The 13380-nt window shown below is 63.5% G+C and carries 12 protein-coding genes and 1 pseudogene; 7 read left to right on the top strand and 6 right to left on the bottom strand.

Translation table 11 applies throughout. The features are described from left to right. The first annotated feature begins 93 nt into the window (after window positions 1-93). Window positions 94-900 carry a substrate-binding domain-containing protein gene (locus tag ACVJGD_RS10290; RefSeq protein ID WP_456634245.1) on the top strand — a complete coding sequence of 269 codons (807 nt, stop codon included), beginning with the start codon at window positions 94-96 and terminating at the stop codon, window positions 898-900. Here the strand turns inward: ACVJGD_RS10290 and ACVJGD_RS10285 are convergent. Beyond that, a complete protein-coding gene (locus ACVJGD_RS10285) occupies window positions 874-1572 on the bottom strand; it encodes an ABC transporter permease (RefSeq protein ID WP_456634244.1) in 699 nt (232 codons plus the stop codon). The genes ACVJGD_RS10290 and ACVJGD_RS10285 overlap by 27 nt on opposite strands. 282 nt (window positions 1573-1854) lie before the next feature. Between ACVJGD_RS10285 and ACVJGD_RS10280 the strand changes: the two genes are divergently transcribed. Then, a complete protein-coding gene (locus ACVJGD_RS10280) occupies window positions 1855-3147 on the top strand; it encodes a PAS-domain containing protein (protein WP_456634243.1) in 1293 nt (430 codons plus the stop codon). Next, on the top strand, window positions 3101-4573 hold the full coding sequence (locus ACVJGD_RS10275) for a putative bifunctional diguanylate cyclase/phosphodiesterase (protein ID WP_456634242.1): 1473 nt from the start codon (window positions 3101-3103) through the stop codon (window positions 4571-4573). The genes ACVJGD_RS10280 and ACVJGD_RS10275 overlap by 47 nt, the downstream gene beginning before the upstream one ends. 10 nt (window positions 4574-4583) lie before the next feature. On the opposite strand, the gene ACVJGD_RS10270 is transcribed toward ACVJGD_RS10275, so the two are convergent. Together ACVJGD_RS10270 and ACVJGD_RS10265 are read right to left on the bottom strand one after the other, a co-directional pair. After that, window positions 4584-5150 carry a phosphatase PAP2 family protein gene (locus ACVJGD_RS10270; protein ID WP_456634241.1) on the bottom strand — a complete coding sequence of 189 codons (567 nt, stop codon included), beginning with the start codon at window positions 5148-5150 and terminating at the stop codon, window positions 4584-4586. 53 nt (window positions 5151-5203) lie between these two features. Beyond that, complete coding sequence (locus ACVJGD_RS10265) at window positions 5204-6109, bottom strand: DUF6328 family protein (RefSeq protein ID WP_456634240.1); 906 nt, start codon at window positions 6107-6109, stop codon at window positions 5204-5206. Window positions 6110-6328: 219 nt separating this feature from the next. Between ACVJGD_RS10265 and ACVJGD_RS10260 the strand changes: the two are divergent. Together ACVJGD_RS10260 and ACVJGD_RS10255 are read left to right on the top strand one after the other, a co-directional pair. Beyond that, window positions 6329-6496: pseudogene (locus ACVJGD_RS10260) on the top strand (DJ-1/PfpI family protein); the annotation flags it as partial. 41 nt (window positions 6497-6537) lie between these two features. Continuing rightward, window positions 6538-6984: a PPC domain-containing DNA-binding protein gene (locus ACVJGD_RS10255; RefSeq protein WP_456634239.1), complete on the top strand. Its 447-nt coding sequence runs from the start codon at window positions 6538-6540 to the stop codon at window positions 6982-6984. Window positions 6985-7008: 24 nt separating this feature from the next. Here the strand turns inward: ACVJGD_RS10255 and ACVJGD_RS10250 are convergent, their stop codons facing one another. The 3 genes from ACVJGD_RS10250 to ACVJGD_RS10240 form a co-directional block, all read right to left on the bottom strand. Beyond that, window positions 7009-7479 (bottom strand): DUF6496 domain-containing protein, encoded by a 471-nt coding sequence (locus ACVJGD_RS10250; RefSeq protein ID WP_456634238.1) that lies wholly within the window; start codon window positions 7477-7479, stop codon window positions 7009-7011. Between the two features lie 74 nt (window positions 7480-7553). Beyond that, window positions 7554-10019, bottom strand: a complete 2466-nt coding sequence (locus ACVJGD_RS10245) for a PAS domain S-box protein (protein ID WP_456634237.1) — start codon at window positions 10017-10019, stop codon at window positions 7554-7556. A 56-nt stretch (window positions 10020-10075) separates the two neighbouring features. Then, window positions 10076-10837 (bottom strand): thermonuclease family protein, encoded by a 762-nt coding sequence (locus tag ACVJGD_RS10240; RefSeq protein WP_456634236.1) that lies wholly within the window; start codon window positions 10835-10837, stop codon window positions 10076-10078. A gap of 166 nt (window positions 10838-11003) precedes the next feature. On the opposite strand from ACVJGD_RS10240, the gene ACVJGD_RS10235 reads away from it, so the two are divergent. Both ACVJGD_RS10235 and ACVJGD_RS10230 read left to right on the top strand, forming a co-directional pair. Beyond that, complete coding sequence (locus tag ACVJGD_RS10235; protein ID WP_456634235.1) at window positions 11004-11213, top strand: hypothetical protein; 210 nt, start codon at window positions 11004-11006, stop codon at window positions 11211-11213. A 147-nt stretch (window positions 11214-11360) separates the two neighbouring features. Beyond that, window positions 11361-13376 (top strand): acetyl-CoA carboxylase biotin carboxylase subunit, encoded by a 2016-nt coding sequence (locus tag ACVJGD_RS10230; protein ID WP_456634234.1) that lies wholly within the window; start codon window positions 11361-11363, stop codon window positions 13374-13376. Window positions 13377-13380: the final 4 nt, after the last annotated feature.

The raw sequence follows: 13380 nt of genomic DNA, 5'->3' as shown, positions 1-13380 counted from the left end.
CCGATCGCTGCGGCGGATCGCCTCGCTTATGGTCGGGCCGGCTGAGATGAAGTAGAACGTCTCCAGACATCCGGCTTCACGGAGGTGAGGGAAATGCTCGCACGAATCGTGGTCGCAACGCTTCTCGCGATCTCCAGCGCGTTCGCGCAGGAGCGCACAATCACCGTGGCATCGACGACATCGACCGAGCAGTCCGGGCTGTTCGGGTTCCTTTTGCCGCGTTTCACGGCCGCGACGGGGATCGGTGTCAAGGTGGTCGCGGTCGGCACCGGCCAGGCGCTCGACATCGGGCGGCGTGGCGACGCCGACGTGGTGTTCGTGCATGATCGCCCGGCGGAGGAGAAATTCCTGACTGAAGGATTTGGCGTCAAGCGCCACGAGGTCATGTACAACGATTTCGTGGTGATCGGCCCGAAGACCGATCCGGCGCACATCGCGGGCGGCAAGGACGTCACGGAAGCTCTGAAGAAGATCGCCGCCGCGAAGGCGATCTTCGTCTCGCGCGGCGACCGCTCCGGCACGCACCAGGCCGAATTGCGGCTATGGAAAGAGGCGGGCATCGATATAGCGACGGCGAAGGGACCCTGGTATCGCGAGATCGGGCAGGGGATGGGGCCTGCGCTCAACATGGCCGCATCCGACAATGCCTATGTGCTCTCGGATCGTGGCACCTGGCTGTCGTTCAAGAATCGCGGCGACCTCGCGATCCTGACCGAGGGAGATCGGCGCCTGTTCAACCAATATGGCGTGATGCTCGTCAATCCGGCCAAGCACCCGAGCGTGAAGGCCAAGGATGGGCAGGCCTTCGTCGACTGGTTGATCTCTGCCGACGGGCAGAAGGTGATCGCCGACTACAAGGTCGGCGGCCAGCAGCTATTTTTCCCCAACGCGTCCGACTAGCAGGAACGCGACCGTGCTCACGGTCACGCTGAGGCCGAGCAGGATCAGGCCAAGCCCGAGCGCGAGCGGCAGTTCGCCCTTGCTGGTTTCCAGCGCGATCGCGGTCGTCATGGTTCGGGTGTAGCCGCGGATGTTGCCGCCGACGATGATGATGGCGCCGACTTCCGCGATGGCTCGCCCGAAGGCGGCCAGGAACGCAGTCAGGAACGAGGCGCGGCCAAGCTCCGACAGCAGCGCCATGCTGCGCAGGCGCGACAGGCCATCGGTGCGCATAAGGTCGGAATATTCAGCCCACAACAGCGAGACCGGACGGTGCACGAGTGCGACCACGATCGGCGTGGCGAGGATCGTCTGTGCAACAGTCATGGCGCCCGGCGTGAACAGCAGCCCGGCAAAGCCGAGCGGCCCGGAACGCGACAGCAGGAGGTAAAGCGCCAGCCCAACCACCACCGGCGGCAGGCCGAGCATGGCATTCGCCAGCACGATCGTGGCTTGCCTGCCGCGAAACCGGCTGATCGCGAGTAGAATGCCGAGGGGGGCGCCGATCAGCAACGCCAGCAGGCTCGCCGACAGGCTGACGCGCAACGACAGCAGGACGATGCCGATCAGCTCAGCGTCCAGGCTGGCGATCAGCGAGAGCGCCGTCGCCACCGATTGCGTGAAATCGTTCATCCTGTTGCGCGCTTAGCCGCCCCCGGTGAGATCGCTCGAATGAAGATTGCCCGCGGGCACCATCCGGCAAACACTTAAATCTCTCATAAACTGTCTAACGTCCAATGCCGCGCAAGAATCTCTCATAAACTGTCTAACGTCCAATGCCGCGCAAGGGACGTTGCGCGGTCGAAATCGGGTAACGTTCAGAAGCAAAGTTCCATATTAACCGATCGATAACTCATTTTGCTAACGCCCTCTTGGGTTGTGTCCCTTACAACAAGCGCTTGTAGGGGCAGGGAAATGTCAGACGGCTCGGCCAAGAGCGAAATCTTGCAGAGCGGGTGGTGGCCGAAATTGGCCGCTGCGGCGCCATTGCGATTGAGCGCAATCCACTGGCTCGTCCTCTGCGCGGCAGCGCTCGTGGTCGCGATCGGGCTGGGCACCGGGTACCTGGCGCTGCAATTCCGGGAGCGCGCACTCGATCTTGCCGAACGCGAACTCTCCAACACGGCGCTCCTGCTGTCCCGCCATTTCGATCAGCAGCTCTCCGATCTCCAGCACGTTCACGATGATGTCGTCGCCTATATGCGGGCGGACGGGGTCGATACCGCCGATCAGTTCGAAAAGACAATGTCGCTCCTGAGCGCGCACGAAATGCTGCGCACCAGGCTTGCGGCCCTGCCGCATGTTGGTGGCCTCAATCTGTTCAATGCGGATGGGTGGCTGATCAATTCCTCCGAGATGTGGCCGGTGCCCGACCTGAACGTCAGGGATCGGCGATATTTCAGGGAGTTCGCCTCCGGCAAGCCGACACCTGACGTCATCGTCGAACCCGCAGTGAGCCGCGTGACGGGCAAGTGGACGACGCTGTTCGCCCGCAAGATCGTCGGCCGCAACGGCGCGATCATCGGCTTTTCGACCCGCGGCGTCGAGCCTAGCCAGTTCGAGGAATTCGTCGCCTCTCTGGCGCTGAATGGCGACACAACCATCTCAATGATCCATCGCGACGGCACGGTGATCGCCCGCTATCCCAAGGATGAAGGGGCGGTCGGCAAGAGCGTGGCCGGTCTCCCGTCATTCCAAAAGGCGCTGACGCTCGACGGAAATATCTCGGGACGCTTCAGCACCGAAGATTCCGAAGACAAGATCGGCGCCGTTCGGTCGCTGACTCATTTTCCGATCCTGATCGTTGCCACGACGAAGACCTCGACGGCGCTTGGCGACTGGCGCGCACAGACGAAACTGCAGTTCAGCGCGGCGGTCCTGGCGATTGTCGTCGTCAGCGTCACGATCTTCCTGATCGTGCGGCAACTGCAGCGCCAGCATGACGCCGCGCGGCGGAAGGTTTCGGAAAAGAGCTTCCATCTCGACACCGCCGTCAACAACATGACCCAGGGCTTGTTGCTCTTCGATGCGTCGGGCCGGCTCGTGATCTGCAACCAGCGCTATCTCGATATGCTCGGCGTGTCGCCTGATATAGCCAAGCCCGGATGCCACCTGCGCGACCTCGTGCTGCATCGGCAGTCGATCGGATCCTTTATCGGTGATGTCGACGAATACTGGCGCGCGCTTCATCGGACCGAACCAGAGTGATTTCGGTGAGAGCTATTTCTCGACGCAAGATGGACGAACGATCCGCATGATCTTCAAGCGCTCGCCTGACGGTGGTTGGGCGACGACGATGGAAGACGTGACCGAGCGGCGGCGGGTCGAGGCGAAGATCGAGCATCTCGCCCATTACGACCCGCTGACCAATCTGCCGAACCGGACGCTGTTCCAGCGCCACGCCGAGGGGCTGCTGCTTGAGACAGCCCATGTGCAGTTCGCTATTTTTTATATCGATATCGACGAGTTCAAACGTATCAACGACTCGCTCGGCCATCTGATCGGCGACGAGTTCCTCAAAGGTGTCGCTGAGCGGTTGCGGCAATCGATCGGACCGGAGGATTTCATCGCTCGTCTCGGCGGGGACGAGTTCGCCATCGTGCAGCGCGGCGTCACTGTCGATGTCGATGTCAGCGCGCTGGTTGAACGGATCTATCAGGCGCTGCGGACGCCGTTCGATTGCCATGGCCATCGCCTGTCCGGCGACGCCAGCATCGGCATCGCGGTCGCGCCGCGGGACGGTACCGATCTGCTCGGTCTGTTAAAGCGCGCGGACCTTGCAATGTACGCCGCCAAGGCTGCCGGCCGTCGCACCCACCGCTTCTTCGAGCCGGAGATGGAGAAGGAGGCAAAGCTCCGCCGCGAGCTCGAGGCCGATATGCGCACTGCGCTGGTCGAGGGCGGGTTTGAAATCCACTATCAGCCGCTGGTCGATCTGCGCAGCGACGAGGTGACCGGATGCGAAGCGCTGGTGCGCTGGCGACATCCGGTGCGCGGTATGGTGTCGCCGGCCGAATTCATTCCGGTCGCGGAGGAGACTGGACTGATCGAGGAGATCGGGCAGTGGGTGCTGCGGACCGCCTGCACTGAAGCTGCCACCTGGCCCGCCCATGTGCGGGTGGCGGTCAACGTGTCGCCAATTCAGTTCAAATCGGAAACGTTGTCGCTGAAGGTTGCGGCGGCACTGGCCGAGAGCGGGCTCGATCCGCGTCGCCTCGAGCTCGAAATCACGGAGGCGGTGCTGATCGCCGACGATGATGCGGCGCTGGTCGCGCTCAACCAGCTCCGCGCGCTCGGTGTCCACATCGCCCTGGATGATTTCGGAACCGGCTATTCCTCGCTGCAATATCTGCAGCGCTTTCCGTTCGACAAGATCAAGATCGACCGCAGTTTTGTGAAGGAGGTCACCCGCAACAGCTCGTCGGCGTCGATCATCCGTGCGGTGGTCAGCATCGCGGCCGACCGCGACATGATTACGACTGCGGAAGGGGTCGAGACCGAGCAGCAGCGCGACACGGTGCACATGCTGGGATGCACCCAGATGCAAGGCTATCTGTTCAGCGCGGCGCGCACGGCGCAGGAGATCCGGACAATGCTGGTCTCCGAATCGGTCGGCGTGGAGAATGCTGCCTGATCGGCGACGTCTACCGTTCGCCTCGGGTCTCCCCGTAGCCTGTGATGGGGCGCAGCAGCCGTTCGCTGAGCGCGCCGATCGCAAGGCCGGCAACGACATCGCTCATCCAGTGCGCAAGCAGGATGACGCGTGTCAGCACCAGGCCTCCGCCGATCGCCCAGACGACATCGCGCTTTGCTGGCGGAAGCACGGTTGCGGCCGAGGCGATCGCGCCGACGTGAATCGCATGGCCGGACGGAAAGGCGTCCTTAGGCTTGCCGGAGAACGGTACGCCGTGAAGGTGACCTCTGGCTGTCTGCCGATCGGGGCGCTCCTGGGTGAACATCGCCTTGAGCACGTGGGGAAGGATGGTCGTGACGATCGCGGTCAGGAGCACGTGGTTGCTGTTGCGACGCTGCGGCGCGTCCTTGTTGCGAGAATAGAGCCACCCGCCCAGCGCAAGCGCGCAGAGTACGTGCTCGTCCGCGCCCCAAGTCAGCACCTCGGCGACCCGTTCGGCTGTCGGTGTCGTGTATTCCGACACGGTGTCGGCGATTATCTTGTCGGTGCGGGTCGGCTGCACCCGAAAAAGCGCCATTGGATTCTCCCTTCGAGCTACAAACCTCTGACCGCCGTGATGGTTTCGCAGCGTCACGGCTTGCGGTAATCATGCCTCCATCGCACGATCAGCGGCAGAGCGTACCAGAATCCGACCAGGACGAGGAAACTCGCCGCCGCATAAGTGGCGGCGGGTTCGCCGTCGGTGATCTTGCCGAGCACGACGTAGCTCTCCGCGGCAATGCCGGCGGCCAGAAACAGCGGCGCCGCTGTCACCAGCGCGGAGGCGGCACGCAGAAAGCTCGCAGAGTCCGCGCCACCATAGGAAAGCCGGTGCAGCGCCGCCGGCGTCATCAGGAGGATGACATTCATGGCGACGAGGCCAAGCGCGACGGCATGCACGATCTTTGCTGTTTGCGGCAGCTCTTCAAATCCCGTGGTGAGCATGGCGATGAATTGAAAGCCGAACAGGGCCTGCGCACCGGGGATGATGACGCGCGCTTCGGTCAGCAGCTGCTCGACTTTTGTCGCGAGCGGGGTCGTTCCGCCTGAATCGGGCATTGTCGGTCTCTCCCGGTGAAACATCTCGAATCCGAACCACGCAAAGCTTGATGCGAATATCAGCGCGAGCCCGCTTGCGAATCCCACGAGCCAGCCGAAATGTCCTTCGATCACGATATAGGCGGCAAGGCCGAGGCTTAACGAGAAGGGAACCAGGCCGGCGGTCGTATAGAAGGATGTCGCGCGGACCAGGCGCTTCGACGATGAACCCTGCTCGACGATCCGGTGTTCCATCGAGGGGGCGATCAGCAACCCCAGCGAAAGCGTCTGCAACGCAAGCCCGACGGCGCAGAGCATTTTCGATGCGGAGGAGAGCGCCGGAAAGCCGGTCTGGAAGAAGGCCTGAAATTGAAAGCCGAGCAGGACCTGGATGCCGAGGACAAGCAGACGGGTTTCGTCGAGCGCCGTCTTGACCTTACGATCCAGCTTCTCGGACATCAGTCGTCGAACTCCTTTCGCTTTCCCTTCGTGCTGAAACTGTTGCCGATGCCAGGCCGTTAACGCGGCGTGTCAGCTTGCGTTCACTGTGCGGGCAGGGATGCGACATAACGGCGCCCGTCGTGGTTCCTGGCGAAGGTGGAATTCGGCGTTGCGCAGGAACGATGTGCGGCACTGCCGATTGGTCGGCATCCCTCATGCACTGCGACGGAGTTTCCGATGGACCTGAACGGCAAGAAGATCGCAATCCTCGCCACGCATGGTTTCGAACAGTCGGAACTGGAAGTGCCACGCGACCGGCTCAAGAAGGCCGGCGCAACGGTCGACGTGATTTCGCTGGCCGCCGGCGAGATCAAGGGCTGGGACATGAAGGATTGGGGAAGGCCGCCACATCAAGCGCAGCGCAGCCTGAGCAAGCGAGCCAGCCGATGCAAAGCAAATTGATCTCTGACGAGCCGGGTGCGCGGGTCCATGTCGTCATTCTCGACACGGGCGACGAAGCGTTTGCGGCGCTGACGAAGTTCGCCAACGCGGCGAGGATTTCGGCGGCGGCGCTGACTGCGATCGGCGCGTTCGAGAGGGCGACCGTCGGCTGGTTCGATGTCGGCTCGAAATCCTACCGGAAAATCGAGGTCAATGAGCAATGCGAGGTGCTGAGCGCGATCGGCGACGTCGCGATTGGCGATGACGGCAAGGCAAGCCTGCACATTCACATCGTGCTCGGGCTGTCGGACGGCTGCACGCGCGGCGGCCACCTGCTCGCAGGCCTGGTACGGCCGACGCTCGAGGTGGTGCTGACGGAAACGCCGGCAAGGCTGCGCCGCAAGAAGAGGGCGGATCTCGGCATCGCCCTCATCGATATCGCGGGCCAATAGCGCAAGTAGCAAGAAGAGACGCGCTCAGCGGATGCCGAGCGCGTTCTCCAGTTGCTGCCTGGTCATTTTCGAGCGGCCCTCGATGCCGCGCCGCCGCGCCCGGGCGTAGAGTTCCTGCCGCGTATGCCCGTCGCGCTGGCGGGCTCGGGAGAGTGCCGCCTTGCGACCGCGGGCGGTGGGCTTGCGGGCATTGCGGCCGCCCATCGCACGGCTGCTTTCGCGCTTGCGGGATGCGCCGACATGCGACTTGCCTTCGCGTTCCTGCTGGGCGGTGCGGCCTTTCGCTTCCTTCCGCTCGGTGCGGCGCAGGTTACGGCGGTTGCGGCGCTCGCTGTCGTACTTCGAGGCGCCGGCTTCCTGCAGCGCAATGGCGATCGCCTGCCGGCGATTCTTGACCTTGCCTGCGCGGCCGCCACGTCCGCTCTTCAGTTCGCCATGCTTGAACTCGTGCATCACCCTGCCGGTGACGCGTCGTTGACGCGATGAAGGTGCCATCGTGTTATCCTCCGTTTCTTCGGCAAGAACCGCCGATGGCGGATGTCGTTCCAACGGAGGGCGGACGTTAAGGTTCAGGCGGTCGAACTGATTGACCTGCGATCTGCGATCGCCTTTCGTAAGATGCGCGACAGCGACTCGACCGAGTAGGGTTTCTGGATCAGCTCGAAGCCGCGATGCGCGTTTTCGGCGAGTACGTTGCTGTATCCGCTGGTCAGCACCACGGGCAGGCCGGGATAGCGGTCGCGGATCACGCTGGCGAGCTCCACGCCGTTCATGCCGGGCATGATGACGTCGGAGAACACCAGGTCGGCGGAAAACTCGTCTTCGGACAACAGGGCAAGCGCCGCATTGGCATTCGCCACGCGTTTGACCGAGTATCCGAGATCTTCCAATAGCTCGGTCGAGAACTGCCCGACCTCGTCATTGTCCTCCACGACGAGGACGCGATAGCCGCGGCCCGTGGTTGCCGGCTCGCTGGCGATGGCGGCAGCGGATGCCGAATCGGCCGGCCGTGCAGCCTGCGGCAGATAGATCGTGAAGGTCGCGCCTCGTCCGAGCGTGCTGACGACCTCGATGTCGCCGTCGGACTGCTTGGCAAAGCCAAATGCCTGGCTCAGGCCAAGCCCGGTTCCCTTGCCGACTTCCTTGGTGGTGAAGAACGGCTCGAAGATCGATTGCAGATGATCGGGCGCGATGCCGGTGCCGGTGTCGGCCATGGTGATCGCGACAAAGTCACCGCGGCGCGGCGGCTGGGCGCGCAGGGCAGGAATGCCCTGCACCTTCCGCACCGTGATCGCGAGGCGGCCTTCGCCCTCTATGGCGTCACGGCCGTTCACCGCGAGATTGATCAGCGCGGTCTCGAACTGGGCGATGTCGGCGATCGCAAAGCAATCGGGGGCGTCGATCTCGACGTCGATCTGGATGCGTGCGCCGACCAGCGGCCGGATAAGCTGGGTCACGCTGTCGACCTGCGCGCCCACATTGAAGACCTGCGGCTTCAGCGGCTGGCGGCGGGCAAACGCCAATAGCTGCGCAGTCAGCTTGGAGGCGCGCTCCACCGTTTCGGAGATCGCGTCGATGTAGCGATGACGGCGATCATCGGGCAGGTCGCGGCGACGCAGAAAGTCGGTCGCCGAGCGGATGATGGTCAAGAGATTGTTGAAGTCGTGGGCCACGCCGCCGGTGAGCTGGCCGACGGCCTCCATCTTCTGCGATTGCCGCAGCACCTCTTCGCCCTGGCGGCGTTCGGTGATGTCGACGGCTTCGGGCACGGCGCCGATCACGGTGCCGTGCTGGTCGCGGAGCGGCCGCATCGCGAAATCGAAATAGCGCTCGCCGACCGGAAGCCGCAGCATCATCTCGGTCTTGACTTCGTCGCCCTTCATGACTGCCATGAAGGCGTTGCGAACCAGCTTGGGCATGCCGTCGGTCGCGGCGAACCAGGGCGTTTCCCAGAACCGCTCGCCGATGACATCGCGGGCCTCGGCGCGGACGCCGGCCAGTGCCGTCCGATTGGCATGGAGCACTTCGCCCTGCTGATTGAGCAGCAGTTGATATTGGTGGCTGGTCTCGAAGATCGCGCGCATCTGCGCTTCGCTGGACTCGAGCTGCGCAGTCCGCTCGGAGATGCGCAATTCGAGCGTCTCGTTCAACTGGCGCAGCTCGATCTCGGCCTGCTTGGCTGCGGTGATGTCATGGGCAACCCCGATGAAGCCGATATGGTTGCCGGTCGGATCCCAGCGCGGTTGCGACTCCGACCGGAGCCAGCGCCATTCGCCGTCGGCGCGCCGATAGCGCGCCTCCAGCACGAAAGGCTTTAGCGAGGCTTCGCCCGCAATCGATTCCTGCACGATGCGCGACATGTCGTCGGGATGCAGCCGCTTGCGCCAGTCGAACTTGATGGCTTCTTCGTAGGGCAGGCCAAGGAAATCGATATAAGCCCGGTTGGCAAAGGAGCGGGTGCGATCGAGTTTCGTCACCCAGATCGGAACCGGTGCGCTGTCGGCGATCAGGCGGAAGCGCTCCTCGCTTTCGCGCAGTTTTTCTTGCGCGAGCATGCGTTCGGTGATGTCGATATGGGCACCGACCAGACGGAGTGCGCGGCCGTCGCGGTCACGCTCGATTTCCGCGATGACGGCGATCCACCGGGTCTCGCCGTCGCTCGGACGGATGATCCGGTATTCCGCCATGTAGTCTTCGCTCGTCCCGGCCAGGGCGTCGAAGAAATGCTTGATCGCGCGCTCGCGATCGTCGGGGTGGATGCGATCGATCCAATCCTCGTGGGTCTCGTTCACCGCGTCCGACCCGAGCCCATGGATGATCAGGTATTCCGGCGAGCGGCGGTTACGGAAACCCTCGCGGAAATCGACCTCGACGCCGCCGACGCGGCCGATACGCTGGATCCGGGCAAGCTCCGCCTCGCGCTCCAGCAATGCGCGATGGGCGCGGTCGCGTTCGCGCGCAATTTCTTCCAGATGCTGGCGCAGCCGTTCGGCGGCGACCGTCTCGGGAAGAACGTTTGCAGGGTCTGGCGGCATCGGGGCGGGCGACCTCTTCGCGCAGTCTCACACAACGGAAGAGGGCTTGCCAACAGTCATTTGGCTTTGGTCCCAGGCCGGCAATTATAGGCCCTGCGGAACCCCGCGGCCTGCGCGTCATCTTCGGAGCAGAACCAGCGATCGGGCTTGGTTAATCCAGGGTAACTGCGGCATGCCTGCAGATGATAGATGCCGATATCGCCGGTGACACGGGCACGCACCGCGAACTTACCCTTGATGTTGCAGCTTGCAGGCATGGGGAGATCGTTGGGGAAGAGCGCGTCGCGGATCGCGTCATCGCGGTCGGCAGGGCACGATCCGCCGAGCAGCGCGCCGTCCTGCTTGCCGCGGCGGAACTCCTGCGGAGCCACGAAACAGCCTTTCCACATTCCCCGGCGGTCTTCCTTGGCGCGCGCCTCGTCGGGCTTGAAGCGGCCGGTGGCGGAAGCTTCGACGTTCAGGGCAAAGCCCTGCTGGACCATCAGCTCGCTGAGGCTGGTCGGATCGCCTTCGATCTTGCACACGCCGAGGTGCCGTTTCTTGTAGGTCAGGTCGGGACCGAGATCGTCGCAGCGGACCTGATGGTCGCCGATCAGCTTTGCCAACTGGTCACGGGCTTCGATGCCGCAGGTCCAGCTCTCGGCATGCTCGTCGATGCACAATTGGTCGATCGGCGGCGCGTCGATGCCATCGAGCCGGTAGGTCACGTTGCCGAGCTGAAGCGTGCTGCCGTCCCTGACGGTAGCGTTGGCGGCGAGACCTTGGCTCGCTGGAAGGGTGATCAGGATCAGCCCTGCGATCAATATGCGTAATGGCATGGTCCACATCGATGGGGAATGGCGTGCGGGGAGAGCCTTCTAGCACGAAGCTCCTGCGAAGCTATTCCGCGTTAGGAAAAAGCCGCCGGAACCGGTCGACCATGGTTGACAGGAGAGGAACAAAAATAGAACATGGATATCCGCCCCGCATCCCGGAATTTGCCAGATGTCCTCCCGTCCCAGTGCCAGCACCGAGGAGATCGACACGTTGGAGGCTGCCGTGGATGAGGCGATCGCGGCCTGCGGCGGCGATATGCGGGGGACCATCCGCGCGCTGATCGTGGCCAACGATTATTTGGAAAGCGAGGTGAGCGAGCTGATGAAGGCCGTCTCTCGCGCCTATGTGCGTGGTAGATTTAATACCTATTCGGGTTGATGGCTTTGGGACGCAGGGCGCAAGCCCGCTGCCTCGATATAGACCGTTGCCTCTCCTGAGTTTTCCTGTACCACGTCAATTGAGACGCCCGCCGCCCGTGCCATATTGCGGGCGAGGATCCTGCCTAAACGCTCAAGCAAGAAGCACATGTTCAAACGAATCCTGATCGCAAATCGCGGCGAGATCGCCTGCCGGATCATCAAGACTGCGCGTCGCATGGGAATCGAGACGGTTGCCGTCTACTCCGAGGCCGACCGCGATGCGCTGCATGTCGAGATGGCTGATGAGGCCGTGCTGATCGGCCCGCCGCCGGCCTCCGAAAGCTATTTGTTGATTGACAGAATCGTCGATGCCTGCCGCAAGACCGGCGCCGAGGCGGTTCATCCCGGCTACGGCTTCCTGTCCGAACGAGAGGCGTTTCCGCGCGCGCTGAAGGAAGCCGGCATCGTCTTCATCGGCCCCAATCCCGGTGCCATCGCCGCGATGGGCGACAAGATCGAATCCAAGAAGGCGGCCGCGAAGGCAAAGGTCTCCACCGTTCCCGGCCATCTCGGCGTCATCGAGGACGACAAGCACGCGGTCAGCATCGCCGAGGAGATCGGCTATCCCGTGATGATCAAGGCCTCCGCCGGCGGCGGCGGCAAGGGCATGCGGATCGCGCATTCGAAAGCGGAAGTCGCCGAGGGGTTCAATCTTGCGAAGGCCGAAGCTAAGTCATCGTTCGGCGACGACCGCGTGTTCATCGAGAAGTTCATCGTCGATCCCCGCCATATCGAGATACAGGTGCTCGGCGACAAGCACGGCAATGTGATCTATCTCGGCGAGCGCGAATGCTCGATCCAGCGCCGCAACCAGAAGGTCATCGAGGAGGCGCCGTCGCCGCTGCTCGACGAGACCACGCGCCGCAAGATGGGCGAGCAGGCGGTCGCGCTGGCGAAGGCGGTGAACTACGACTCGGCCGGCACGGTCGAGTTCGTCGCCGGCCAGGACAAGAGCTTCTACTTCCTGGAGATGAACACGCGCCTACAGGTCGAGCACCCTGTCACCGAGCTCGTCACCGGCATTGATCTCGTCGAGCAGATGATCCGCGTTGCCGCCGGCGAAAAGCTCAGCCTTGCGCAGAAGGACGTGACGCTGACGGGATGGGCGGTGGAATCGCGCGTCTATGCCGAAGATCCGTTCCGCAATTTCCTGCCTTCGATCGGGCGTCTGGTGAAATATCGTCCGCCGGCCGAGAAGAGCCGGGACGGCGTCACCGTCCGCAACGATACCGGCGTGCAGGAGGGCGGCGAGATCTCGATCCATTACGATCCGATGATCGCCAAGCTCATCACGCACGCGCCGTCGCGGGCGGCGGCGATCGAGGCGCAGTCGACCGCACTCGATGCCTTCTATGTCGATGGCATCAGGCACAACATCCCGTTCCTGTCGGCCTTGATGAACCATCCGCGCTGGCGCGAAGGAAAGCTTTCCACCGGCTTCATCGCCGAGGAATATCCAAAGGGATTTTCGGCGCGGCCGCCGGAGGGCGAGATCGCGCGGCGGCTGGCGGCGGTGGCCGCGGCGGTCGACCACGTGCTCGGCGAGCGCAAGCGGCAGATCTCGGGCCAGCTAACCGGCCGCCTGGTGCAGCGTGAGCGGCGCCGCGCGGTGTGGCTCGACCGTGAGGAGATCGCGCTCGACGTCGCGCGCGAGGCCGACGGCATCGCGGTGCGCTTCATCGGCACCGACGGGCTGCCGGGCAATCCGCACAACCTGGTCTCGAGCTGGGTGCCGGGCGAGCCGGTCTGGCAGGGCACGATCGACGGCCAGTTCGTGGCGATGCAGGTGCGCGCGATCAGCAACGGCTTCCGCCTTGCGCATCAGGGATTTGAAGTTCCGATCTACGTCTTCACCGAAACCGAAGCGACGTCGGCGCGTTTGATGCCGGTGGTTTCGGCCGCCGACACCGGCAAGAAGCTGCTGTGCCCGATGCCGGGGCTTGTGGTGTCGATCGCGGTCAGCGAAGGGCAGGAGGTCAAGGCCGGCGAGACGCTTGCGGTCGTCGAAGCCATGAAGATGCAGAACGTGCTGCGCGCCGAGCGCGACGGCACGGTGAAGAAGATCCACGCCGCTCCCGGCGCAACGCTGGCGGTCGACGCGCTGATCCTGGAATTCGCGTAAGAAA

The organism is Bradyrhizobium sp. USDA 10063, from assembly GCF_054063735.1.
This window is presented reverse-complemented; position numbering and strand designations above follow the sequence as displayed.